General features: G+C 58.9%; 19 protein-coding genes, 1 tRNA gene and 4 pseudogenes. 15 read left to right on the top strand and 9 right to left on the bottom strand.

The window, feature by feature from the left end; all coding sequences use genetic code 11:
- Positions 1 to 211: 211 nt before the first annotated feature.
- A pseudogene (locus ACLI1Q_RS11050) lies at positions 212 to 1,339 on the top strand (YibE/F family protein).
- Here the strand turns inward: ACLI1Q_RS11050 and ACLI1Q_RS11055 are convergent.
- Together ACLI1Q_RS11055 and dcd are read right to left on the bottom strand one after the other, a co-directional pair.
- Positions 1,336 to 2,652, bottom strand: a complete 1,317-nt coding sequence (locus ACLI1Q_RS11055; protein ID WP_239269268.1) for a UDP-glucose dehydrogenase family protein — start codon at positions 2,650 to 2,652, stop codon at positions 1,336 to 1,338. The pseudogene ACLI1Q_RS11050 and the gene ACLI1Q_RS11055 sit on opposite strands and share 4 nt — an antisense overlap.
- A gap of 42 nt (positions 2,653 to 2,694) precedes the next feature.
- Entirely contained in the window at positions 2,695 to 3,264 is a 570-nt protein-coding gene (gene dcd, locus ACLI1Q_RS11060; protein WP_023018083.1) for a dCTP deaminase, read from the bottom strand.
- 63 nt (positions 3,265 to 3,327) lie between these two features.
- On the opposite strand from dcd, the gene ACLI1Q_RS11065 reads away from it, so the two are divergent.
- Positions 3,328 to 3,401: transfer RNA gene (locus ACLI1Q_RS11065), tRNA-Gly, on the top strand.
- Positions 3,402 to 3,497: 96 nt separating this feature from the next.
- Here the strand turns inward: ACLI1Q_RS11065 and ACLI1Q_RS11070 are convergent.
- Positions 3,498 to 4,171: pseudogene (locus ACLI1Q_RS11070) on the bottom strand (integrase core domain-containing protein); the annotation flags it as partial.
- A gap of 19 nt (positions 4,172 to 4,190) precedes the next feature.
- Between ACLI1Q_RS11070 and ACLI1Q_RS11075 the strand changes: the two are divergent.
- The 5 genes and pseudogenes from ACLI1Q_RS11075 to ACLI1Q_RS11095 all read left to right on the top strand — a co-directional run bounded on the left by ACLI1Q_RS11075 (position 4,191) and on the right by ACLI1Q_RS11095 (position 7,130).
- Positions 4,191 to 4,548: pseudogene (locus ACLI1Q_RS11075) on the top strand (transposase).
- A gap of 77 nt (positions 4,549 to 4,625) precedes the next feature.
- Positions 4,626 to 5,450, top strand: coding sequence for an IS3 family transposase (locus ACLI1Q_RS11080; RefSeq protein ID WP_411696996.1), 825 nt, complete (start codon positions 4,626 to 4,628; stop codon positions 5,448 to 5,450).
- Positions 5,451 to 5,622: 172 nt separating this feature from the next.
- The gene (locus ACLI1Q_RS11085; protein ID WP_411696997.1) at positions 5,623 to 5,985 is read left to right on the top strand and encodes a hypothetical protein; all 363 of its coding nucleotides are present in this window, start codon (positions 5,623 to 5,625) and stop codon (positions 5,983 to 5,985) included.
- A 100-nt stretch (positions 5,986 to 6,085) separates the two neighbouring features.
- Entirely contained in the window at positions 6,086 to 6,199 is a 114-nt protein-coding gene (locus ACLI1Q_RS11090; protein ID WP_349819740.1) for a helix-turn-helix domain-containing protein, read from the top strand.
- Between the two features lie 250 nt (positions 6,200 to 6,449).
- On the top strand, positions 6,450 to 7,130 hold the full coding sequence (locus ACLI1Q_RS11095; protein WP_411696998.1) for a hypothetical protein: 681 nt from the start codon (positions 6,450 to 6,452) through the stop codon (positions 7,128 to 7,130).
- Between the two features lie 590 nt (positions 7,131 to 7,720).
- Here ACLI1Q_RS11095 and ACLI1Q_RS11100 read toward each other — a convergent pair.
- The 4 genes from ACLI1Q_RS11100 to ACLI1Q_RS11115 form a co-directional block, all read right to left on the bottom strand.
- Positions 7,721 to 8,170 (bottom strand): hypothetical protein, encoded by a 450-nt coding sequence (locus ACLI1Q_RS11100; RefSeq protein ID WP_023024210.1) that lies wholly within the window; start codon positions 8,168 to 8,170, stop codon positions 7,721 to 7,723.
- Between the two features lie 363 nt (positions 8,171 to 8,533).
- Positions 8,534 to 8,977, bottom strand: coding sequence for a hypothetical protein (locus ACLI1Q_RS11105; RefSeq protein ID WP_239269270.1), 444 nt, complete (start codon positions 8,975 to 8,977; stop codon positions 8,534 to 8,536).
- Between the two features lie 1,104 nt (positions 8,978 to 10,081).
- Positions 10,082 to 11,770 carry a VanW family protein gene (locus tag ACLI1Q_RS11110; protein WP_239269271.1) on the bottom strand — a complete coding sequence of 563 codons (1,689 nt, stop codon included), beginning with the start codon at positions 11,768 to 11,770 and terminating at the stop codon, positions 10,082 to 10,084.
- Between the two features lie 34 nt (positions 11,771 to 11,804).
- Complete coding sequence (locus ACLI1Q_RS11115) at positions 11,805 to 12,932, bottom strand: glycoside hydrolase family 3 N-terminal domain-containing protein (protein WP_284849690.1); 1,128 nt, start codon at positions 12,930 to 12,932, stop codon at positions 11,805 to 11,807.
- 58 nt (positions 12,933 to 12,990) lie between these two features.
- Between ACLI1Q_RS11115 and ACLI1Q_RS11120 the strand changes: the two genes are divergently transcribed.
- Genes ACLI1Q_RS11120 through ACLI1Q_RS11130 form a run of 3 tightly spaced genes read left to right on the top strand, consistent with a single transcriptional unit; the run spans position 12,991 to position 16,908 of the window.
- The gene (locus ACLI1Q_RS11120; protein WP_239269273.1) at positions 12,991 to 13,497 is read left to right on the top strand and encodes a universal stress protein; all 507 of its coding nucleotides are present in this window, start codon (positions 12,991 to 12,993) and stop codon (positions 13,495 to 13,497) included.
- A 22-nt stretch (positions 13,498 to 13,519) separates the two neighbouring features.
- The gene (locus ACLI1Q_RS11125) at positions 13,520 to 13,717 is read left to right on the top strand and encodes a DUF2613 domain-containing protein (protein WP_023024221.1); all 198 of its coding nucleotides are present in this window, start codon (positions 13,520 to 13,522) and stop codon (positions 13,715 to 13,717) included.
- Positions 13,718 to 13,731: 14 nt separating this feature from the next.
- Complete coding sequence (locus ACLI1Q_RS11130) at positions 13,732 to 16,908, top strand: alpha-(1->3)-arabinofuranosyltransferase family protein (RefSeq protein ID WP_239269274.1); 3,177 nt, start codon at positions 13,732 to 13,734, stop codon at positions 16,906 to 16,908.
- Here ACLI1Q_RS11130 and ACLI1Q_RS11135 read toward each other — a convergent pair.
- A complete protein-coding gene (locus ACLI1Q_RS11135) occupies positions 16,802 to 17,947 on the bottom strand; it encodes an acyltransferase family protein (RefSeq protein ID WP_023024225.1) in 1,146 nt (381 codons plus the stop codon). The genes ACLI1Q_RS11130 and ACLI1Q_RS11135 overlap by 107 nt on opposite strands.
- A gap of 50 nt (positions 17,948 to 17,997) precedes the next feature.
- Between ACLI1Q_RS11135 and ACLI1Q_RS11140 the strand changes: the two genes are divergently transcribed.
- A complete protein-coding gene (locus ACLI1Q_RS11140) occupies positions 17,998 to 19,188 on the top strand; it encodes a DUF3068 domain-containing protein (RefSeq protein ID WP_239269275.1) in 1,191 nt (396 codons plus the stop codon).
- Positions 19,169 to 20,650, top strand: coding sequence for a hypothetical protein (locus tag ACLI1Q_RS11145; RefSeq protein ID WP_239269276.1), 1,482 nt, complete (start codon positions 19,169 to 19,171; stop codon positions 20,648 to 20,650). Before ACLI1Q_RS11140 ends, ACLI1Q_RS11145 begins: the two co-directional genes overlap by 20 nt.
- On the opposite strand, the gene ACLI1Q_RS11150 is transcribed toward ACLI1Q_RS11145, so the two are convergent.
- On the bottom strand, positions 20,544 to 21,653 hold the full coding sequence (locus ACLI1Q_RS11150; protein ID WP_411696999.1) for a glycosyltransferase family 4 protein: 1,110 nt from the start codon (positions 21,651 to 21,653) through the stop codon (positions 20,544 to 20,546). The genes ACLI1Q_RS11145 and ACLI1Q_RS11150 overlap by 107 nt on opposite strands.
- 24 nt (positions 21,654 to 21,677) lie before the next feature.
- Here ACLI1Q_RS11150 and ACLI1Q_RS11155 point away from each other — a divergent pair, with 24 nt between their 5' ends.
- The 3 genes and pseudogenes from ACLI1Q_RS11155 to ACLI1Q_RS11165 all read left to right on the top strand — a co-directional run.
- Complete coding sequence (locus tag ACLI1Q_RS11155) at positions 21,678 to 22,424, top strand: class I SAM-dependent methyltransferase (protein ID WP_239269278.1); 747 nt, start codon at positions 21,678 to 21,680, stop codon at positions 22,422 to 22,424.
- 46 nt (positions 22,425 to 22,470) lie between these two features.
- Complete coding sequence (locus ACLI1Q_RS11160; protein ID WP_239275401.1) at positions 22,471 to 23,172, top strand: CPBP family intramembrane glutamic endopeptidase; 702 nt, start codon at positions 22,471 to 22,473, stop codon at positions 23,170 to 23,172.
- Positions 23,173 to 23,282: 110 nt separating this feature from the next.
- Positions 23,283 to 23,525, top strand: a pseudogene (locus tag ACLI1Q_RS11165) (CopG family transcriptional regulator); the annotation flags it as partial.
- Between the last annotated feature and the right edge of the window lie 108 nt (positions 23,526 to 23,633).

Here is a 23,633-nt window from a genome sequence, read left to right on the forward strand (position 1 = left end):
ACATCGTATGGGACGACATTCCTCGGTTTCTAATTCGACGACGGGCGCCGCTTCGCGGCATCGGCAAGCGCAGGGTCGATCGGAGTCCAGCGGGCACGCGCAGGGCCGGTCGAGGTTACAACGCCTAAAGCCACGTCAGTTGGCGCACTCGGTATCCGGTCACCCGTGGCGCATTGGGCTAGTAACCGCCATCGGTGCGGCCCTTATCGCCATGCTGGTCGGCCTCGTCCTGCTCTGGCCCACTAGTGCTGCCTCTGAGCATACCTCGGAGGAGTTCGAGTCCACCTACGCGTTGAACCACCCGCAGGTGGAAGGCACCGTGGAGAAGACCGATCATTCGGCGTGCCAATCGGAGCAGACCGGCTTGGCCTTTGATACCCCGCCGCTTATTCCGGAAAAGGAAGAAGTGGACTGTGACCGGGCGCTGGTGAAGATCACCTCCGGCGAGGACGAGGGAAAGATGACCCAATTGGTCACCTACGGCAACGCGGGCGACCCAGAATTGCAGCCGGGCGATGACATCGTGCTATCCAAGGCCACCGATCCTGCCGGGGCAGTATCGTATGCCTTTGCCGATTATCAGCGCAGCCATAGCCTCCTGCTCTGGGGAGTGGTCATCGCGATCGTCATCATTGCTTTCGCGGCGTGGCATGGGGTGCGCGCGATCATCGGCTTGGGGTTGAGCCTTGGTATCGTCTTCAGCTTCCTCATCCCAGCGCTCATTGCGGGCACCAATCCCCTGTGGGTGGCCCTCGCCGCCTGTACCGCCATCATTCTCCTTGCCGTGCCGCTTGTCCACGGCGTGAATTGGAAATCCGCTTCTGCGGTCGGCGGTTCACTGACGGCGCTCGCCATCGCCGCGTTTTTGGCTTGGGCGGCCATCGATAGTTCGCAGCTGCAAGGCTTTAGCTCCGAAGATAACCTCAAGCTGCTGCTATATATGCCCAATGTCTCCATCCTGGGCGTGCTGCTGTGAGGTTTCGTCGTGGGTGCGTTGGGCAGCCTTGCCGATGTCGCCATCGCCCAAGCCTCCACCATCACCGAGCTGCATGAATCCGACCCCGCTGCCACACCGCTAGAGCTTTTCTTATCCGCCATGAGGGTCGGCCGCGACCACATTGCCTCGATGGTCTATACCCTCATTTTGACCTATACCGGCGCCGCATTACCCCTGCTCCTGCTCATCACCGCCGCTGAACGCCCCGCGGGGCAAATACTTAGCAGCGATCTCGTCGCCACCGAACTCCTGCGCTCCGGCGTCGGCGCCATGGCACTGACCCTCGCAGTCCCAATTACCACGCTGATTGCCGCGTTTACGGTCCCGTCACGCCGCCGTTAAAGCGTGCGCCCCAGCGCCTGTATCTTCCAGCCGGCGTTGGACCAGGCCGCAACGTCCAGCACATTGCGGCCATCGATAATGCGCTTATTATCTACCAGCTCGCCGGCCTCGTTCGGGTCCAGTTCCTTAAACTGCTCCCACTCGGTAGCCAGGATGACAAGTTCCGCCTCCCGCAAGGCGGTTTCCGTGTCGGCGGCATAGTCCAAGGTGGGAAAAACCTTCTTGGCGTTTTCCATGCCCTCTGGGTCATAGACGGTGACCGCCGCACCCGCCAAGGACAAGGATCCAGCCACCGAGAGCGCCGGCGAATCCCGCACATCATCCGAGTTCGGCTTAAAGGCACAGCCCAGCACGGTGACGCGGTGGCCCAATAGCGAGCCATTGAAGGCTTCTTTAGACATATCCACCATGCGGTCGCGCCGGCGCATATTAATCGCATCCACCTCGCGCAGGAAGGTCAGCGCTTGATCAGCGCCGAGCTCACCGGCGCGCGCCATAAAGGCGCGGATATCCTTGGGCAGGCATCCACCGCCAAAGCCCAGGCCCGCGCCGAGAAACTTGCGACCAATGCGCTTGTCTATGCCAATGGCATCCGCCAACGCCACCACGTCCGCCCCCGCGATCTCACAAATCTCGGAAACTGCATTGATGAAAGAAATCTTGGTCGCCAAAAAAGCGTTGGCGGATACTTTTACCAGCTCCGCGGTCTGCAGATCGGTCGCGATGAAGGGCGTGTCCTGCGCTAGCGGCTGCGCGTAGATCTCGCGGGCAAGCTCTTCCGCGCGGGATTCTGATTCGCGGGTGCCAATGACAATGCGGTCCGGGGTAATGGTGTCGTGCACCGCATAACCTTCGCGCAAAAATTCTGGATTCCACGCGATTTCCATGCGAGTTCCCTCGGGCGCTAAACCGTCCGCAAGTTCTTGGAGTTCCGCCGCCGTACCTACCGGAACGGTGGATTTGCCAAAGATGACGTGCTCCCCGCGCAGCTTGGGCACCAAGTCCGTGATAACGGCCTTAACGTAGGTCATATCCGCTGCATAAGAACCGCGGCGCTGCGGGGTTCCCACGCCGAGAAAGTGCACGTTGGCAAACTGCGCGGCCTCGTCATAATCCGTGCTAAACCCTAAGCGCCCAGCATCAATATTGCGCTCGAGCACCTCCGGCAGCCCCGGCTCAAAAAAGGGAACCTTGCCCGATTGCAAGACGGAGATTTTATCCTCGTCTACATCGACGCCTAATACTTCATGCCCCAATTCCGCCATGCAGGCGGCGTGGGTAGCACCCAGGTAACCGGTGCCAATAACAGTCATCCGCATAAAACCTCATCCTAGAGATTTTATGTAAATACCAGATTAATCCCTGCGGAAGTTCAGGTAAGACTTTGATGGCGTTGGGCCGCGCTGACCTTGATATTTCGATCCCAAGGCACCCGTGCCATAGGGGCTTTCCGCCGGCGAGGTCATCTTAAAGATGGCCAGCTGGCCCACTTTCATCCCCGGCCATAGCGCAATGGGCAGGTTCGCGGTATTGGAAAGCTCCAGGGTGATATGCCCGGAAAAGCCGGGATCGATAAAGCCCGCGGTGGAGTGGGTTAAAAGGCCCAGCCGTCCCAGCGAGGATTTACCCTCCAAACGCCCGGCAAGGTCAGCCGGGAGGGTGAATTTCTCCAACGTGGCACCAAGAACAAACTCGCCGGGGTGAAGAATAAAGGATTGATCCTCTTCTACTTCCACCAAGGTGGTAAGCTCCGGCATCTCCTCTTTGGGGTCAATGTGCGTATAGCGGGAGTTATTGAATACGCGGAAGTACTTATCCAAGCGCACGTCAACGGAAGAAGGCTGGATAAGCTCACTATCAAAGGGCTCGATGCCCAGCTCTCCGGAATCAATGGCGGAACGAATATCACGATCTGAAAGAAGCACGGACCCGATTCTACTCAATCGCCTACCCAAGGTGTATAGTAGGGAAAGCGCATTTAGCGCAGCGCCGACGTAGTTTAATGGTAGAACTGCAGCTTCCCAAGCTGCTGGCGCGGGTTCGATTCCCGTCGTCGGCTCCACTGTCATGAGTCGCGACATGCTTGACGGGTGAGTCGCGACATCGTTGACAAACCGGCATCTCAGTTTCTTTTTGTTCTGGGATGCCGGTTTTGTTGTTATTTGGGGTCTAGGGGTGGGTCTCCTTGTTTCCAGTAGGGCTTTTGGTAGTTGCGGCTGGTGTCGATGTAGTGTTCGGTGATGACTTCGCCGGTTTCGGCTAGTGATGTGATGACGTGGTTGTCGGCGATGACCATGAGGATTTTCTTTCTCTTCCATTTGCGGCCGATGCCTAGGTGGAAGAGTTTGCCGGCGTAGCGCACGGTGGTTTTGCCGTTGTCCCAGACGACGTCGTTTCTTGTGCGCCATTCTTGTGTCGGGTTGTGGGCTGGGTTGGCTTTGGTGCCGGTGGTGTAGGCCTGGTGTGGGGTGCGTCGGCCTAGGGCTTTGTGGGGGCGTGTGGTGTTGTAGTAGTCGCGGAATTCATTGAGGAGTGTCTGCAGTTCAGCGACGGCTTTAGCGGGTGGTCGGGCGTTGATCGATTTTTGAGTGTTTGGTGGAAGCGCTCGATTTCTCCTTGAGTTTGGGGATGGCCTGGACGACCATTTTTCTGTTGGATGCGGTGGTGGTTGAGGGTTTTCTCGAATGCGTTGCGGCCTCCTTTTCGACCTGTGAGTCGTGCCGTAAAGACCAGTCCGTTGTCGGTGAGTGTGGATGCGGGTGGCCCGTAGGTGTCGATGAGGTGTTGGAGCGTTTCTGCGACTGCAGTGCCTGTAAACGCGTGCTGTGAAGTGTCCCAGGTTTTGTTCCGTTTGAGTAGATGGGAAAATCTGGAACATGCCAAGAAAATTTGACCAGGATGCAAAGGATCGTGTGGTCCGTCTCGTGGAAGATCGCATCGTGGCAGAAAACATGTCGAAGCAGGCTGCGTGCCAGGCAGTAGCTCCAAAGTTGGGGGTTTCATGGCACACGGCTCGTCAATGGACCCAGCAAGCCCGCCGTTCGGGAAACATCCCAGAACCTGTGTGTGAAGATTTGGCCGCCGAAAACGCGAGGCTGCGCCGTGAAAATCACCAGCTACGCGACACTAATGAGCTGCTGAAGGCTGCCTCAGCTTTTTCGCCTCATGACCAGGCCCCAAGCCTCGGTTATGATCCGGTTCATCGATGAATACCGGAATTATTTCTCTGTCGAGTTCATTTGTAAGACGTTGAAAAATAACCGGGCTGGTGGGTTTATCACCCCGCGTGGGTATCGCCAGTCCAAAGCCCGAGGGGTTAAGTGCTCGTCGACTTCGCGATGCTGTTCTAGTTGAACGCATTAGTGCTGTTCATCGGGATAATTACGGTGCTTACGGTGTGCGGAAAATGTGGCATGCGCTTCACCGTGAAGGAATCGATATCGGGCGTGAACAAACCGCCCGACTGATGCGCCTGGCCGGTGTTTCTGGCAAAGGCACAGGCGGATCACCAATCACAACCCGAAAAGCTAACGTGCCTGATCTGCGCCCGGACTTGGTTGAGCGTGAGTTCAAAGCTCAGGGCCCGAACAAGCTGTGGGTGGCCGACATTACGTATGTGCGCACGAAGAAAGGCTTTGTCTACGCCGCGTTTGTCACCGACGTCTACTCCCGACGGATCGTCGGGTGGGCGTTATCAGATTCGATGCGGACCGAAGCACTGCCACTGCAAGCTCTTAACCAGGCGATCGTGTGTGCTGAGGAAACAACAGGTCTCATTCACCATTCGGATCACGGCTCACAGTATGTCAGCGTGGTCTACAACGAGCGACTTGCCCAGCACGGCATTATCGCTTCCACCGGGACTGTTGGTGATTCCTATGACAATGCTCTGGCTGAAAACGTTAATGGTTCCTACAAGAACGAGTTGATTCATACCCGCAGGTGGGATGATGTTGTCGAGGTAGAAATCGCGACGTTCGAGTGGGTGTCATGGTGGAACGAGACAAGGCTCCACCAAAGCTTGGGATACCGAACCCCGGTCGAGGTCGAAACCGAGTTTTGGAAGCAGAACCCGCCACAGGCAATAATAGAAATCAAGGCAAATGCCTAGGAACAAAACCCGGGGCACTTCAGGCCGCTCAGAACGACCACGGCACCTTATGGGGAGAACACGACCTCACCTACAGCCTCCATTAACTAGCGCAAGCCCCTTGATAGCCTGGGAGCACTGCCCCCTCTAGAACGACCCTCGACCACGGGAAAGCTCCGGTTTTGGACGCAATGTGGATATCTTCGACCGTACTCGCCGCTGGGCCTTTAGGGCGAACAAACGCAATTGGACAAACGGCATCAACGTCTGGGTTGAAGTTGTCCACGCACACGCCATCGCCGCCAACCTCAACCTAGAAAAAGAACACCGCGACCCCCTCCCCGAAAAAGAAATCCACCGCCTCGCCCCCAGCATCGCCCACTGGGTATGGACACGATTCAATCCCGAACAATTGTCCGCCATCCGAGCAGCACGCGGAAAATCAGGCGAAAAACGGTCCCAACAACGCAACGAAACAGCAAGTGAGGTACCGAATGGTCAAGCCAGATGCACCCCGAAGGCTAGGCGTACGATCTCCAAGGCTCACCGCACGTGAAGCTGCCCTAAAAATCGGTCGTCCTCCCCACACCATTCGCCGCTAGACATCGGAACTTCGTAAGGCGTTTATCGGACGTGCGCACGAAAAACGCGATAAAATCCGGGTGCTCCACAACCAAGGGCTATCTATGCGTGCGATCGCTAAAGGAGTCGGCTGCTCTGTCGGGACCGTGCATCGTTATGTGCACATGAAAGACCAGGCGCGTGCATGATCCACATCCTGGCCTCCGTCTATGCAATAGGCACGTGCAGCTCACCTTGCTAAGCAAGCATGACTCACTACCTAAGCACCTAGGTTTTCAGTAGAGACACCCTCCGCGCATGTCACGCCCGCAGAAATGTAACAAATTAGAAACAATCCTATGAAAACTATTGAACTTAATGTAAAATGTAAAGACATTTTACTTTCTAAATATACGAAGGACATTTCATGAAAAAAGTTGTTCATTAATTCTCTCTAGCATGCTTGCAATTTCCTCAATTATCTCTCCCCCTGCAATTACAGAAGAGCAAGAGGTGGAAAGCTTGGATAACCCTATCGATGGGTCTATCGAGCGGGAGTATAGGAACGTGTTTCTTCAGAATGGAATCACCGACAAGTCAATTCAAGATCGCCTAATTGGGAAAATTGAGAATGGTGAATTATTTGACGCAGATAATCCAGAATCGGAACCTATACGCAGTGAAGAAACTGAGGAGTACGGTCGAGTAACGAAGAAGAATATATACCAGGATGGTTCCGTTAGTACGGTAGAAATGGGACCTAGTAGGTACGCTACTAGAGGAACCGGGATTTCCAATTGCCGAAGCTACGATCATTTGAACTGGGTTCGACACGATAACTGCCGAGTTGTGTACAACGGCATCGCTTTCTCGTACTCATTCTATGCAGATTATTCAACGGCAAAGAGTGGGAAAGTAAACGCTACGATTAGGAATATGCATAGCCCGATAATTCATAGAGCCATTGGCCACACTACAAGTTCGCCCTCCCTTGAAATAACCCAACAATGGCAGAACCGAAATATATCTCCAGCCTCAGCTAGAATGTCTTTCCAGGCAACTGCAGTGAAGGTTTTATGGACAACGACGCTATCTCTAACCCTTGAGGTTTCCGGAGGCCGCGCTCAAGCGTTATCTTGATGCAACTATGATGGTATATGATATTATATTTTCTATATTTGCCGTAGCATTACTAGTGGCCTTGACACTATTCCTGATAAAAGCGGTGTCCTTTATAAAAGGGGTACGGCAAGACATAAAAGACATAAAAGGAGAAGTTACTGGCAAGGGGAATTCTTCCAATAAATTCCAGGATTTAGATATTGAGTGATAACTGTATTTCACAGGTAATATAGTTACCGCTCCTAGTGGTGAACGTTCAAGACCTGCACCACTGTTGAGTCGGAGTTTTAGGTGTTGAACTTTACTGTCTGCGTGCTAGTGCTCGCGTCACCTTTTCTCCTGCCCTCATGCATACCGGGAATCAGCCGACGATTAAAGGCAGGAGTCTCCGATGTGCTGACTCCAGACGGTGTGGTGCTTCACGCTTCGTTGTCTTTCGCCCAATTTACTAGCTCTCTGGTGCGATTTTAGCCCCCTCCGGCCACCAACCGCTGCCCACACAGTGTCGAGCAGTCCTTTAGCTTCGTAGATCGCATCCAAGTGCCCACCAAACAGGGGTCAAGCACGATAGAGAGTTATAATGATACTTCTCCACCCGGTGACAGGTTCTATTGAATAATGCAGTTTGACGATTCTTTTCCGCTTTCGCTCATCCAGATTAATCGAGTACGACTAGGAAAAGTTGAGGGAAAATCATCTTCGGCATCTAGCTCTAGCTTTGCAGCAATTTGCATTACTGGGTCTTTTTTATCATCTTCCTCTTTTTCTGGTACCTCAACGATGGTCGTGAAAATGAAAACGGAGTAATTTTCTTTCTCTGAGTCCGACAACTCTTCTCCAAATCCGACAATTTCATCAATAAGGAGACTAAATATCGGCTCGGTCTGGCCTAAGAGGTAAGCTTGTTCGGATGCTAAAAGAACCTTATGAGACTGTCTTACACGTTCTACTGCTTCCTGATATTTCTCTTTCGCTTTGGGCAGAGATTCGAATGGACAGACGAATTTCGTTATATAGCACCAAATGTGGACGCTTGGATTTAAACTTTTATTTAGCATATATTTCTATATTATCTTGGAGTCCAGTTAGTGCTATAAGCACCGTTTTGCCTGTATTGGCCAATTGTCTTACAGTGTCTCTTAGCATGATTGTCACCGAATCTGGAAACGAAGTTATTTGCTTCTTTTTCAGCCTTTTCTGGATCATTTTTATGGTTTCCGATGACGAAACCAACAACTGGGTTACCTGTTGTATTCTGATGGACTTGGCACTTCACCGTATACATCCCTCTATTATTCTTAGTCCGTGGGTCGTCTGGACCCAGCCCATATGCTAGGGGAGCTAAACAACTCAGTGCGACTAGAATGGATAAGATTCCAGCGTGATTTTTACAACTCTTTTCATAGTTCAGCAGCCCTCAGTTAGCAAAGGAAAACGCCATCGATTCGGCCTGTGGCAACGCCAATATTAGTACGTGTCCCTGGTTGAATTGATTTGCATTGAGTGTCGAGCCCGAAGGCTAGCACCACTTTTACTCGTTGTGGGTCGCTTCCTCCACAATTGTTATAAACTTGGACGAATCCCTTTTCTGCTCGCGCTACAATGCAATTTGGTGCTGGAACAGCAGCCATAGTTGTTAGGGTAGCTTCGGTACTGCGAACTTCGGACCCTGCGAAGAGAACTTCGGCAACTTCACCTTTGGCAAATCTTGCGCTTTGACCCGGTTCTAGTTCGGCAACTTTTAATTGGTTGGTTGATAGATTGAAAGTGGGCGTTTCGGTAGCAGTTGCAGTCGCAGTGGTAGCTGTAGAAGTAGCAATGAAGCCCGCGGTGATTATCGCTACTTTCCTAAGAAATAAAGACATTATTCTCCAACCCTGATAGCTTACTTTTCCAGAAACTTATTCGATCGCCTGAGAGCCGTCAAGAGGTTGTTCAGATTTAAATCTTAGCCAACCATTATTAGGGGCGTGCGCATTCCAAGAGTGCTGATGCATTACTGAGGTTGAGTCGTTGCTGCCATTCTGCATAAGACCAGGTTGCTGAAGCGTAAACGGACCGCCTCAGCGTAAAGTTTCTCAGGTATCGTTCCGTTTCAGTAGATGGGGAAATCTGGAACATGCCAAGGAAATTTGATCAGGATGCCAAGGAACGTCCGGTCCGTCTCGTGGAAGATCGCATCTCGGCGGAAAATACGTCGATGCACCCCGCGTGCCAGGCAGCAGCCCCAAAGTTGGGGTTTCATGGCATACGGCCCGTCTTTGGACTTAACCCTGCCCGCAGTGCCGGGGACATACCAGAGTCCAAACCTGAAGATTTGGCTGCCGAAAACGCAATGCTAGACCGTGTAAATCACCAGCTACACGAAACTAATGAACTTCTGAAGGCTGCCCGAGTTTTTCGCGTCATAACTCGACCCAAAATGTGGGAAATGATCCGATTCATCGATAACTATCGAGATCTTTTCCTAGTCGAATGCATGTGCACCGGCGTTATAAAATAACCGGGCTGGTCAATCGTTTTTATTGTCTCGCATGATTATCGCCAATCCACAGGCCACAACCCGAGGACTTTAGCGATCCTTACCGTCGCGACTGCGTGCAAGTTGAACACAGGAGTACTCTTCACCGTGATAACGACGGCCTCTTTGGCGCCGGCTAACATCCTAATCAAACCCCGAACTTCATACCGAGCCGGAGGCATAAACGTCTACACCACTACACGGGACTTGACCGTCCATATTAACGCAGTGCCCACGGTGGCACCGGTGAAAGATGAGCATGATGTGGTTGTCCCCCACGAAAAACATGACCTTCAACCCCCTGCGAGGCAAGACGGATGACTAACGAGTCTGGCTCCCGCAGCATGGCACTACACCCGCTGCGGGAGCCTTTGTCGTACTCACGCTGGGTTGTGCGCGCTGCATGGCCGCCGAGATTGGGCCAGCGGCAACGCACTTTGCTTACTGGCTAACCACACCGCACGATGGGTTGTGGATCGTAGACCGTGGTCTTGGTCTCGCGGGAAAGCTCCTTGCCGCTGAGATCCTTGATGATGCGGGTATCGGACGTCGTAAAGCCCGGGGCACCGGATGATGGCGAACAGTCGCTGCCTGGCACGGACCTCGGTTGTGGCTCGGTCTTGGCCCAACGGCCGTTATTGATGGATTCCACCTCTACCGTCTTGGTGCCTTTCAAGCGGACGGTGATCTCACCGCCGCCAAAATTAGTCTCGATCTGCACTGGGGTATTGAAAGTATTGGTAAATTGCAGGTCAATGGCGCCCTCGTACACGGTAGCCTCGCGGCCGGCCGGGTAGCGGGAAATGTAGTACGAGTGCGGGGTGTGCGCGGTATCCTGCATGCCCGCGAAGTACGCGGCGTTATACAGCGTGGTGGCGAACTGGGAGATGCCACCGCCCACGGCGGTACCGGAATGGCCGTCGATGATGATGCCGGATTCCACATAGCCCTGCGCGGTGCCGCGGGGGCCGGTATAGCCGTTGAGGGAGAAGGTCTCACCTGGGTTCACCACGGCACCGTTGACCTCTTGGGCCACCAGCTGAATATTGCGCCCGGAGGCAGAAGAGAATCCACCGGTGGAGAACTCGCCCACGGTATCGTTAAACGTCGCGTTTTCGGCGTCCTCGGTGGTGAACTCGGCTGGGTCTGGCTTGTAGGTTGCGTCCCACTCGCGGTCATCGCCAGTCACACGCTTATCAAAGCCCTCCATGGTCGGCTTCCAGTCAATAATCTCGCCGTCCTGGGAGGGCGTGACCTGCTTGGAGCCACCAGCGAATTTCACTTTGGCGTTCACGCCAGGCACATCGGCGCCATCGGTGCGCTCTTGCAGCAATTGCTGCGCGCGGTTGCTATCAACCACTAGGTGCAGCCGACCATCCTTTTTCTCAATGCTGGTGAACTGGGAAATCTCCGGCTTATTCAGCGTTGCGGTGACGTTATTTTTCGCCTTCAAGGTCAGCGGATTATCCAGGGCCTTGGCGGCGTCACCGGTACGCATCTTTTCAATGGCCTCGTCATTAATGGCCGGCTCAATTTCTTCCGGCTCCACCTGCACGCCAGCCTTATCGAGCCAATTCGCTGCCACCGCATCGTGCAATTCGGTGCCTTCTACGGTCTGCCCCAACGTGGGATCGGTGACCTTGAGCTGACCATCATTAAGCTCCAGCATGCCATCGACCGGATCGGTAGAAAGCTCGTCTTTGACGCGGTCAAGGGTGGGCTGCAGCTTGCCATCATCCACATCGGTTTCAACCGGGATGTCTTCTGTAGAGCGAAAGAAACTAACCAACCGGGTAATGGGGTTGAGGGAAGGCTCCTCGATGCCATCGACGGCGGCCTGGTTATCCAGCGCCAGGCCGGATTCGGCAGGGGTAAATTCGGACTGCAGATCTCCTGCGGTCACGGTCACGGGCTGGGTCTCAACGCCCTTGAGCTCGTCCTCGAGCTTGGCCACGGCGGCGGTGCGCTCCATGGCGGAGATATCCACGCCGCCGACGGAGACGCTGCGCGGGATCTTGTCCTGGTTTGCTATGACATCCCAGGCATAAGCGATGCCCGCAATGAGGACGAAGCCAACGATCACGCCAAGCGTGATAAGCCAGCCCTTTGCACCGTTTTTTCCTTCTGCCTTCTTCACGCCTTAAAGGTTAACGGGTAAAGGGGCGTTTTTCCTAGTCGCTGTCCCCATCGTGTACGTGGCGGGCGGCATCGCCGAGGCGCTCAGGGGCCAGCCTGCCCTCATCCACGGCGCCCACGACGGCATCGATCACCGCATTAATATCGGCCTCGGTGGACCACAGGGGCATGTCGGCGCCGGCGGCGAGGGAGGTAATCACGGCATCGGCAAGCGGCAGCGAATCCGAAATCGCCGCCATGCCGCCAATGTCATCGGTATAGATGGTGCCGTCATACTGTAAGGTCTCGCGGGCAAGGCCGTAAGCTTCCGGCAGGATGGAGGCAGGAGTCTGGCCATCGCCCAGGCCCGGGACCGCGAGGTGGCCCATCATCAGCGCCGCATTCGGTGCTGCGGACATGGCATTCCGAAAGGGAATGAACTCATGGTTCTCAAGCTCTTCTAGCGGCGGGGTAATGGCCTCCGCCAGGTGGGTATCGCCCGAGGCACGGCCGTGGCCCGGGAAGTGCTTGAATACGGCCTTAACCCCGGCGGCATCCAGCCCGCGGGCGAAGGCGGCGCCGTATTCGCCGGCCTGCGCGGGGTCGGTGGAAAAGGCGCGGTCGCCCACAACCTCGAGGCCATCGCCATCGACATCGAGCACCGGCGCGAAGTCCACGTTGATGCCGTAGTCCATGAGCCGCTTGCCGATGTCCCCCGCCAGCTGTTCCACCTGCTCCGGCGAGTTGTCCGCCGCCATCTGCTGCGCGGAGGGGTATTCGCCCAAGATTTCAGAAAAACGCTGCACGCGCCCGCCCTCAAAATCGATGGCGACCTCGAAATCGCGGCCTAGTTCCGCGCGCAGGGCGTTAATATTGCGGCCCTCTTCTTCTAGCAAACCAGGATCCGCCCAGCTGGGGATGAAGATGCCTCCCACCCCGGCCTCCAGCTTGGCCTTGGCGTCCTCATAGCTGGTTGCCGGCGGCATGAGCACCGAAGCTGCGGTGGCGCGAATATCCTCCGGCGCCGGCGCTGGTGCCGCCTCGGTGGCGGGCGCGAAGGTATCGGGTGATGAGGACGCGGGAGCGGCAGATTCGTGCGACTTGTCCTCGTCCGAGGCGGAATTAGAGCAGGCGCTCAGCACCGCCACGAGGCCCAAACTGACAATGATGCGGGAATATGTCATGCCTTCCAGTGTGCAGGATTCCTCGCGAACTGTCCTAGGCGGTGGGTAGACTAGTGACATGAGTAACGGCAAAACAATGTTAATTGCCTATGATGGCACCGAACGCGCCGACCGCGCCCTGGAGTACGCCGCCCAGCTTTTGCGCCCCTCCACGGTGGAAATCCTCACCGCGTGGGAGCCGGTGGCCCGCCAAACCGCGCGCGCCGTCAGCCGCACAGGCATGCACCAGTCCACCGTGTCCCCCGATAGCGTGGAAGACGATCCGGCTTACGAAGAAGCGCTGAAGATCTGCCGCCAGGGCACCCAATTGGCCGAAAGCCTTGGTTTGGCCGGCCGCGCGCATCTCGTGGAATCCGCCACCACCATCTCTTCGGCCATCGTGGATGCCGCGCACGAGCTCGACGTGGATGTCATCGTCACCGGCACCCGCGCGCTCACCGGCTTTCGCGCCTGGTGGACCAACTCCACGGCGGACCAGATCGTGCGCAACGCGGGCCTGCCCGTCTTTATCGTCCCGCAAGAAAACGACGAAGACGCGGATGACGACGATCCGGAATACTTCTAAGTAGCTGCTAATATCTTTAGCCATGGCTCTGGAATCCGATTCTTTAAACAAGCGCACCCTCGGCCCCGCCGTGGGTAGCGCTGTTGTGGGCATCGCCCTGGGCATTATCACCATCATCGGCATCGCCCAGTTCTCCGGCAGCGATACCGTGCCGGAAGGCAATGCGGTCTCCGCCGATGATGCGGTGCTGGGCGGGCCTGAATACGGTTCCCGCAATTAGATGGGCGCACCGGCGTGCATGACCGGACCGATCAGCTCCCCCGCGGCCCACATAGCGGTTCCTATGTACACCGCTACCGCGCACTAGCCCGCGCCCTGCGCCACCGCTGCGCGCGCCTTGCCCGGCCCTACCCGCTCGGCATTATTGCCTTGGCGCTCATCCTCGCGGTACAACCGTGGGGGCTGACCGCCGCCGATACCAAACACGATCTGGCCGCGAACCCGCGCCACTTCCTGCGCGGCGCGCTCGATGCCTATACCGATATCTTTACCCTGGGGCAGCTGCAGAACCAGGCCTACGGTTACCTCTTCCCGCAAGGCCCCTTTTTTGTTTTAACCGAGCCCCTGCCGGATTGGATAGCCCAACGCCTGTGGTGGCTGCTGGTCTTAAGCGTGGGCTTTAGTGGCTTTTACAAGCTGGCCACCCGGATAGGCCTGCGCGGCCGGTGGATCTGGGTAGCGGCGATGCTCTATGCGCTCTCCCCGCGCTCGCTGTCCACGCTAACGGCCATTTCTTCTGAAACCTGGCCCGTCATGCTCGCCCCGTGGGTCATCCTGCCCTTCCTGCGGGAAAAACTCACCTGGCGCGATGCTACCGCCGCCACGATTCCCGTGGCGCTGATGGGCGCGGTCAATGCCACCGCCACGCTCGCGGCGTGCACCCCGGCGCTTGTCATCGTGGTCTACCGCCGCGCCTTCAAGCCCGGCGCGGCCTGGCTGCTTGGCTGCCTGTGCGTATCCGCGTGGTGGATTGGCCCGCTTTTAATCTTGGGCCGCTACGCCCCACCGTTTACGGAATTTATCGAATCCTCCCACGTGACCACCCGGTGGCTGAACCTGCCGGAAATCCTGCGCGGAACAACGAGCTGGTCACCCTTTGCGGATGCCGAGCGCGTCGCCGGCAACGAGCTCGCGACCTCTGCCTTCTTTGTCCTTATCACCATGGCCGTGGCCGCGATAGGCATTTATGGACTGTGCCGGCTGCCCCGCGTGTGGTCCATCATGCTGATTACTGGCGTGGCGATTTTGGGCTGCCAGGCGGCGTGGTACCTCGATGCGCTCGATGGGGTGCTAGCACCCCTGCGCAACCTGCACAAATTCGATCCGTTGGTGCGCATCCCGCTGCTGTTGGGCTTTGCCCGCGCCTGCCAGCGCCTGCCGCTGCCCACTGGCCTGCGCCCCACCAAGAAGCAGACCGTGGGCGCGCTGGTGCTGCTCGTGTGCATCAGCGCCCTCTCCCCAGCCTGGTCGCAGCGGCTGCTGCCCCTAGGCGCCTACGACGAGGTGCCGGACTATTGGCACGAGGCCACGGATTATATCAACGAGCACGCGGAAAATACTCGTACTTTGATCTATCCCGAGGCCTCCTTCGCCCGCCAAGAGTGGGGTTGGACCCGCGATGAGCCGGCGCAGCCGCTTCTTGATGTCCCCTGGGCCGTCCGCGATGCCATTCCCCTCGTCCCACCGGAGGCCATCCGTGGCCTCGACGGGGTGATGGCAGCACTGAAGGAGGATCCGGCCAGCGGCGTGCGCGCCTTGCAGCGCTTGGGCATCGGCGCGGTGATAGTGCGCCACGATCTCTTTGGCGCCGATAATGACACCTTGAGCAGTAAATTTGGCGGTGAGGTGCATACTTTTGGCGAGGTCGATGTGATTATGCTCGAGCAGCATTCCATGGCATTGACCTCAACCGATCCCGTCCGCGTGGCTGGTGGCGGCGAGGCGCTGGCCTTCCTCGATGCCCATAATGGCCCCGCCGCCCGCGAGCTGGTGGACGATGATGCCGATATCGTCACCGATACCCCCACGCTGGTAGATCGCAATTACGGCACGCTCCACGGCGCCGCCTCGGCGCCGCTATCCACAGACGATCCCAGCCACGTGTATAACCGCCTGCGCGACTATCCCTCCGCCGGCCCACTGACCACGGTGGAGACCCACGGCGGCGATGTGGAGGTCTCTTCTTCTGCCGCCGACGCCACCGCCTTTGGCGGCGCCCAACCGGAAAAGTCCGCCACCGCCGCCGTCGATGGGGAAAATTCCACCGCCTGGTGGCCCGCGCCCGGCGACGATGAAGGCTGGATCGAGCTGCGCGGTGACTTCAGCCAACCGCGCCTCAAACTCATGGCCACCAGCTCCACCACGGTCACGGTGCGCTCGGGTGGTGCTGCAGTAGAGGTGGATCTCCAGCCCTTCCGCTCCAAGACGGTGCGCGTGCCCGGCGGGGATTCCCAGGCAATCCGCGTGGAACTATCCCACCGCACCGGCATCGCGGAACTGGAGGTAGAAGGCCACCCCATCGAGCGCGTGGTCACCGTGCCAGATACCTCGCCGGATGTGCACCAATTCTTCTTCCAGCAGATGGTGCACGATACCGGGGTGCTCATCCGCGATGTCACCGTGCCGCGCCGCATGGAGGTCACCGTGGATTCCACCAAGCCGGTACTCATCGATTCCCACCGGTACTCCCCCGGCAGCACCCTAACCCTCGAGCCCGGCGTCCACCGCGTACGTACCACCGGCGCATGGGTGTCCATGACGGAAAAGGGCTGGTCCCCGCCAGACGATTATCGCCTCACCGATTTTTCCATCGCTGCTGCAGAAGAGGAGCGCCTGCTCATTACCGGGCGCGCCTTCAATAAGGGCCTGCGCGGATTTATCGGCGATACCGAGCTCACCCCATACGAGATCGATGCCGCCACCCAGGCGTTTATCGTCCCCGCGGGCACCACTGGGGAATTCCGCATGACCTTTAAGGCGCAGCCTGCCTACCGCGCCGCCCTGCTCTTTGGCGGCGCACTCGGCCTGGCCACGCTGGGGTTCTGCCTGCTTTTCGCCGCGCGCCGCAGCCCGCAGCCCACCTGGCACCCGGATCCTGGCGGCATGGCCTCTGCGATGTACTCGCTAGCCTGCCTGGCACTGGTGGGCTGGCCGGCAGTACTTGCGGGCATGGCCGCCTGGCTCATCGTGCGCTGGACCACCATTCCGCGGGCTTATTTTGCCAGCGGCGTGGTAGCGGCGGCCGGGACCATCCTTGCCCGAGCTCCATGGACCTCAGGGGCCTATGCCGGCGATTCCGTGCTGCTTATGTGCTTATGTGCCGCGGGGCTGGCCTGCCTTTTCGCCGTCGACGGCCCCGGCCCCGGACCCGGCCACGGCCCATCAGAAGGTCGCGGCCCGGGCGCTCGATAAGCGTATAGCTCGCCGCAGAAACCACAACGGTCCCCACCACCGTGACGGCAAGGATCACCCAAAAATCCAGCGGTTTCCCGCTAAACAGCGCCACCCCGGTTAACGGGAAGGCCACGGCGAGCACCGCCACGTGCCACAAGAAAATGGAATAGGACCACGCGCCCAGCGCCTGCATGAGCGGCGAGGTAAGCCACGAGGTTCCACGTGGAACCAAGGCCACCGGCACCACCACGCACGCCGCGAATACCGCCCCAGCGATGATGCGGCGGGCAAATTCCGCCGGCTCCGGATGCACCAGCCCGGCCGGCCCAAACCAATCCCGGCTCGCCACCCACAGCACGAGCCCCGCCAGCACAACCCAGGCCCAGCGCACCCGCAGAATCCGCGCCGTGCGCTTGCCGATGCCCCTTTCTTCCACCTCCGCCGCCAGCATGCCCACCGCGAACCACGAGGCATAAGCCGGCGGCCAGATTTGCGAGTTGACCTGGTCCTCGCCGTAGTCCGCGACAAAGGGGATAAATCCCCACCCCCAGCTCAGCACGGCGCCGCCGGCGATAACGGCCATGCGCCAGCGCTGCGGCAGGCTGCCAAGGGCCCACACCAGAAGCGGTAGGACCAGATAAAAGAAGAACTCCACGCAGAGGGACCAGAGGTGGGTAAGGCCCGGGGCAAGGCCATCGACCACATAGATCTGCGTGGAGGTCAGGTTGGCGAGGATCTGGGTGGGGGTGATGGAGTGGGCATCGGGAAGCAGCAGCAAAACCGATACCACGCAGGCGTAATAGGCCGGTGCCAAGCGCGCGATGCGGGAGTGGGCATAGCCGCGCGCCGTGTGCAGCCCCCGCCGGCGCCACAATAAAAAGGCGCTGAGGGCGAAAAAGACGGCGACGAAGAAATCGAAACGCCCGGCAAATCCCCACCCGGTGCCGGTTTGGAAGGATACGTGGGTGACAATGATCCCTAGTGCTGCAACCGCGCGTAGGCCGTCTAGCTCCGGCAGGTGCTGGGGTAGTCTTTTCACAGATGCCTGCGTGCGCACGCTTGCTCCTTTACCCCGGAAACCTGAAACTGATTGGATATAGTACTGCAATGAGCCGCTACCTTTGGCCACGCTCGCCACGGACGTGGGTTGTCATTGCCGCAATCATTTTCCTCCTCATTGGTACCCTCGCCCCGACCCTCTACAATAACCGGACCCGCCCGCTGGGCTTGGATCAAGATTTTTCCACCTCGAGCGGACCCACCGATGCGGTATGGATGGACGTGCGCGCCCTCATGGACGGTGAAGCCCCCGCTACCGCATCCGGCGATGACCCGCGCTGCGCCGACAAATCCGCCCCGATGTGGTGCTACCAGCACCACGGGCCGCTGACCTTGGAGCGCACCATTACCACCGGCGAGGTCGCCGATGATGACACCATCGCCACCACCGATTCCGTCACCAGCCTGCTTGCTGGAAAAGCTGGGGACTCCCAAGAGGAAATCGCCACCATCGATCAGCACTCCGTGCTTAACCGCGAATCCACGTTCCCGGTAGCCGATCCTGTCAATAAATGGGTCCTCGCCTTGCCCGAGTTCAACGCCGATCTGACCCGGGAGGACTTCGAGCGAGACGGCCTTACCTATTTCTTCCCCTCCGGCACGGAGCAGCGCTCCTACGCATTTTTTGATCTCCTGGCCCAGGAATCCACGCCGATGGACTTTACCGGCGACTCAAAAGTAGATGGCATCCCCATCTACTCCTATCACCAGGACGTACAGCCGCTGCCGCTGAAGAACACTTTTAGCAATATCAGCGCGGATTTGGGCAGCACCACTCAAACGGACGAGCTGAAAACGGGCGATTTCCAGTTGAAGGGTCCCGCCAGCCGTTTTTATGACTCCCACTCGCGCGAGCTTTTGGACTTGGATGCGGATGCCGCCGTCATCGTCGAGCCCTTTTATACCGTGGGCCGCGATATTTCGGTCGAACCCACCACCGGTACCATCGTGGATGTCCGGGAAAACGTCAAGGTCTTTTTCGCCACCGATATCCAGCAGGCGGGAACCCTCATCGCGGAGGATGACACAGAGGATCGCTCTGTGCTGGCAGCGGATTTCCGGTGGTCAGAGGATACCCGTGCGGAGCGCCTCGCTGAGGTCCGCCCGGTAATCTACGCCATCCGAGGGCTTATGGCCGTTGGCTGGCTGGGCAAGGCCATCGGTGTTTCCCTGCTCATTTTCGCCGCCTACCAGTACATGCGCCGCCACCGTGACGCCCATGATGCCGCACACGCCTAGGCGCGTCCTCCTCGGGCTGTGGGGAATTATTCTCGTGGCCGCGGTGTGCTGGCCCTTCGCGCTGCCCGGCGAGTTCCTCTGGCGCGATATGGTGCTCTTAAACGATCCAGGGCTTACCCCATCCGCGCTGGGCGGGGGAAGCCTGCCTGCCCGCAACGCACCCCAAGATGGGTTTTTAGCCTTACTCGGCGGCGCGTGGGCCGCCCGGGTGCTCATCTTTGCCGCCGCCGGGGCCGCCGCGCTCACCGCGGCGGTGTGGTCTCGCACCACGATAGCGGCGCTGGCCGCGATGACCATCGCGGTGGCCAACCCCTTTGTCATCGAACGCCTCTTACAAGGTCAATGGTCCCTGGCCATTGTCGCTTGGCTGCTCCCGGTCATCGCCTGGGCGGGGCGCCGCCACAGCTGGCTGGCGTTGATCGCCATGTGGGGGGCGTCCCTTACCCCCACCGGTGGGCTATTGGCTGTGGTCACCGCCCTTTTTACCTGCCGGAAGCGGGTCTCCCTGGCGGGCTGCCTCTTGTGGCTGCCGTGGCTGGTTCCAGGCCTTTTCCAACCCAGCGTGCCCGGCGATGCCGCAGCCGCCGTCGCGGCCTTTTCCCCGCGGGCAGAAGAACACGTGGGCACGGTGGGCGCGCTTTTACGCCTCGGCGGAATCTGGAATGGCGAAGCGGCCGTGGGCTTAGCCGTATTCGGGCTCTTCGTCGCAGTTCTCGCGCTGGCGGGTGCGCACCGCGTCCCGGCGCGCTTGACCATCCTGGCCGCCCTAGGACTCGGCGGGGCGCTGGCGTGTTGGCTACTGCCCAGCATGCTGGAATGGGCCATCGATAACGTTCCGGGGGCGGGACTCTTGCGCGATAGCCACAAACTCACGATGCTCGCGCTGCCGCTATACGTTGCCTCCATCGGTGCGCTGCCACAGATTCCAGCCGCGCTGGCGCTAGTGGCCGCCACGATTCAGGTTCTGCCTGCCCCGTCCCGCCTTGCCGTGCTTTCTCCCCGCGATACCGGGGTGGATGAGCAGCTGGTGCACGATATCGACGGCCGCCTGGCATTCTTTCCGGAGCGGCCCAATTTGGTGGAGATTCCCACGGGAAATAGCGGTGCGCATACGGAAGACACCCCGGGAGTCGCGGTCGATCCCTATTCCAAGGCCGTGCCCATGGTGGAATCCGGCGAGCTCAGCGTGGACGGTGAGGTCATCGATCAGGCCTCGCCGCAGTACCGCGCGGCGCTGCGCGCCTGGCAGGACCAAGATATGGCAGGCCTTGCGGAACTTGGCGTGGGCGTCGTGGTGGTTGATGGCGCCATCGCCGCAGAGACCAACGCCCCGCGCCCCGAGCTGCCGTGGGCGCTTACCGCCCTGTGGATGACCGCCCCGCTACTAAGCCTTGGAGCAATTGCGCAAAGGCAGCGCCGGTCTTGTCCCACGAAAAGCGCGCGGCAAACTCCCGGGCATTAGTCCCTAGGCGCCGGCGCAGCTCTGCGTTCTCCAATAACTCTTGGGTGGCCGCCACGAAATCGCCCTCTTCTTCTACAAGGATCCCGGTCTCGCCATCGATTACGCTATCGCGCAGGCCAAACGCATAACCTACCGTGGGAACCCCATGTTGGGCGGCCTCCATGACGGCAAGGCCCCAACCCTCTTTGTGGGAGGGCATGAGGTGGGCATCGGCACGCGCGAGCAAGGCGTGCTTATAGTCTTCCGTCACCTGGCCGCGAAAACGCACGCGATCCGTCACGCCGAGCTTTTCGGCATAATCGCGCAGGTTCGACTCCCACCAGCCCGAGCCAATCACATCCAAAACCGCGCCCGGCGTGCGCACCACCGTATCCATGGCGTGCTCGATCTGCTTGTGTGGGACTAGCCGCGAGAGTGTCACCAGGTGCTTATCCGCCTCGCGCTCGAGGGAAGGCACGTGCGCCGGAATGGGGTCTAGGCCATTGGCGATGATCCGCGCGCCGTCAATGCCGAGCGCCTCCAAATCCTCGCGCGAGGCCTGCGAGACCGTGACGTAGGTCGAATCCCGATATACCCGCGGTGCCACGCGCGATTCCAAGAACCAGCCCAGCCGCCCGAGCACCGGACCGGCCACGGGCCATTGCTCGCGGTGGCAATGGTGGGTAAGAAGCACCGTCGGCGCGCCGTAAATCAACCGCGCGAAGAAGGGAATGCCGTTTTGGGTATCGATGACCACGTCAATACCGCGCAGATCCCCCAAGCCCAATCTCCCGGCCGCGATGGCCGCCCACGCGCGCGGGTACACGCCAAACTTGGCACCGCCGCGGCTATAGCGCACGCCATCACGGACCTCCCGGCGCGCCGCATTCATGTGCTTAGAGGTGCGAAAGACCACCTCGTGGCCCTGCGCCGCTAGGTACTCCCCCACGCGTTCGAGGTAACGCTCGGAGCCACCGCCCTGCGGGTGGGTGGAATCGCGCCAGCATAGTAAAAGAATTTTCATCGTGGGGTATTAGCCTAGTGGTTTATGAAACACACCCGCGACATGGCCACGCTCTCCCGCTCCTGGGCGCTGCTGCGCTCTTTCCGCTTCGAGCAAACCCGCCCCGATATTTTCTACGGCGGCCTGGCAGAAGATACGGCCAGGCTGGTGGAAAACTTGGGCCGCGATTTGGGCGTGCCGCTTGCCGATGCCCTCGTGCTCGACGTAGGCGGCGGCCCCGGCTATTTTGCCGCCGCCTTCGCGGACCGCGGCGCGTCCTACGTTGGCCTTGAGCCCGATGCCGGGGAAATGTCGGCGGCCAATATCCACCTCAGCAATTCCGTGCGCGGCGATGGCACGCGCCTGCCCTTCGCGGACGATTCCTTCGATGTGGTCTATTCCTCTAACGTCGCCGAACATATCCCCTGCCCGTGGGATATGGGTAAAGAAATGTTGCGCGTTACCCGCCCCGGCGGCCTGTGCATCATGAGCTATACCGTCTGGCTCGGCCCCTTCGGCGGCCACGAAACCGGGCTGTGGGAGCACTACGTCGGCGGTGCATTCGCCCGCGACCGCTATACCCGCCGCAATGGGCACCCGCCCAAGAATGTCTTTGGCACCTCACTATTTAATGTCCCCTGCTCCGCAGGCCTCACCTGGGCCGAGTCCACCGGCGCGCTAAAGCTCGCCTTTCCGCGCTACCATCCCAGCTGGGCGTGGTGGCTGACTAAGGTTCCTGGCCTGCGCGAATTCGCCGTGTCCAACCTGACGTTGGTACTGCAGCCGGACTAGGCCGCGCCACAGCTCGCACCGAGGTTGTCCTACTATACTGCCCAGCATGCCGGACCAACTACAGCGCTCACAGCTCTCCCCCACCGTTCGCGCAGCTCACCTGGGGTGGGCCGTGGCCAGCGTCGTCGCCACATTTGCCGGTGCGGCACTCATTGGCATCGCCTGTGGCCTCATTACAAAGAGCGGTTCCTGGGTCGCCTTTGGCATCGCCGTCGGCGGTGCCTTCTTCGGCTTGGGAACGGTCTGGTACGGATTTTCCCGCCGCTTGGGCTGGTCGTGGCGCGATGCCGGGTTTGTGAAAGCCGAGCATTCCTTATGGCACCTGCTGTGGTGGATTCCCCTCGCCATCCTGGGCTCTGGTGCGGCCACGGGTGCCGTCAATGCACTCCTGGGCAGCGAACCAGCCGGCAATAACCTTTCCGCCGGACTAAAGATCAGCCCCGCCGCCACCATCATGGTGGTACTCAGCACCGCGCTTGTCATTCCCCTCGTAGAAGAGGTGGCCTTTCGCCGCGTCCTATTGGATTGGCTGCAAAATTCCATGCCCACCTGGGCAGCAGCGCTTATCACCGTCGCTGTCTTCGCCCTCGCACACGGCATCCCCGCAGTAATGCTCTACATCGCATTCTTTGGCACCTTTTTGGTGCTAGCACGCCTCTGGTTCAAGACACTTACCGCTCCCCTGTGCATTCACATTGCAAATAACACGGTCGTAGCAATCACGGCCCTAGCGGGACTATCGGGCTAAGGAGTCCCTGCGCAGCGGGAGAAAGAAGCGCTAGTTCAGTAGCCGAGGTAGGACCTAAACTCACAACGCTTCATATCGACAGCGCACAATTTTCGTTATACGATATTTTCATGCCTGTGAACATCACTCAAGACCAACTCGACAATTGGGTTTCCGAAGCAGAAGAAGGCTACGACCCAGAAATGTTGAAAAAGCGCGGACGTGGACGCCCCGGTCGCGGAGCAGAGCCTGCTCAGGTCGTCGCTGTACGCCTGACTACCGATGAACTTAGCGCCCTAGATCGCCTAGCTACGGAAAAGAATCTCACCCGATCTGAGCTTGTCCGCCAAGCAATCAACGCCCTCACGGCGGCACGAGAACAGCCAAATCCGCCACAAAGCACGGTATCGCAGAAACCGACGGAATCCATGCAGCTTCCTATCCACTGTGGATAGAGCCTCTTGACGATGACCCTAACCAAT

The sequence above is a fragment of the Corynebacterium limaceinasi genome (assembly GCF_046717465.1).
In the GTDB taxonomy this organism is placed as follows: domain Bacteria; phylum Actinomycetota; class Actinomycetes; order Mycobacteriales; family Mycobacteriaceae; genus Corynebacterium.

Excerpts from the sequence above, each read along its gene's own strand:
- ACLI1Q_RS11055 (WP_239269268.1), bottom strand. The coding sequence starts at position 2,652 with ATGACTGTTATTGGCACCGGTTACCTGGGTGCTACCCACGCCGCCTGC.
- ACLI1Q_RS11095 (WP_411696998.1), top strand. The coding sequence starts at position 6,450 with ATGCTTGCAATTTCCTCAATTATCTCTCCCCCTGCAATTACAGAAGAG.
- ACLI1Q_RS11100 (WP_023024210.1), bottom strand. The coding sequence starts at position 8,170 with ATGCTAAATAAAAGTTTAAATCCAAGCGTCCACATTTGGTGCTATATA.
- ACLI1Q_RS11105 (WP_239269270.1), bottom strand. The coding sequence starts at position 8,977 with ATGTCTTTATTTCTTAGGAAAGTAGCGATAATCACCGCGGGCTTCATT.
- ACLI1Q_RS11115 (WP_284849690.1), bottom strand. The coding sequence starts at position 12,932 with ATGACATATTCCCGCATCATTGTCAGTTTGGGCCTCGTGGCGGTGCTG.
- ACLI1Q_RS11120 (WP_239269273.1), top strand. The coding sequence starts at position 12,991 with ATGAGTAACGGCAAAACAATGTTAATTGCCTATGATGGCACCGAACGC.
- ACLI1Q_RS11125 (WP_023024221.1), top strand. The coding sequence starts at position 13,520 with ATGGCTCTGGAATCCGATTCTTTAAACAAGCGCACCCTCGGCCCCGCC.
- ACLI1Q_RS11140 (WP_239269275.1), top strand. The coding sequence starts at position 17,998 with ATGAGCCGCTACCTTTGGCCACGCTCGCCACGGACGTGGGTTGTCATT.
- ACLI1Q_RS11145 (WP_239269276.1), top strand. The coding sequence starts at position 19,169 with ATGATGCCGCACACGCCTAGGCGCGTCCTCCTCGGGCTGTGGGGAATT.
- ACLI1Q_RS11150 (WP_411696999.1), bottom strand. The coding sequence starts at position 21,653 with ATGAAAATTCTTTTACTATGCTGGCGCGATTCCACCCACCCGCAGGGC.
- ACLI1Q_RS11155 (WP_239269278.1), top strand. The coding sequence starts at position 21,678 with ATGAAACACACCCGCGACATGGCCACGCTCTCCCGCTCCTGGGCGCTG.
- ACLI1Q_RS11160 (WP_239275401.1), top strand. The coding sequence starts at position 22,471 with ATGCCGGACCAACTACAGCGCTCACAGCTCTCCCCCACCGTTCGCGCA.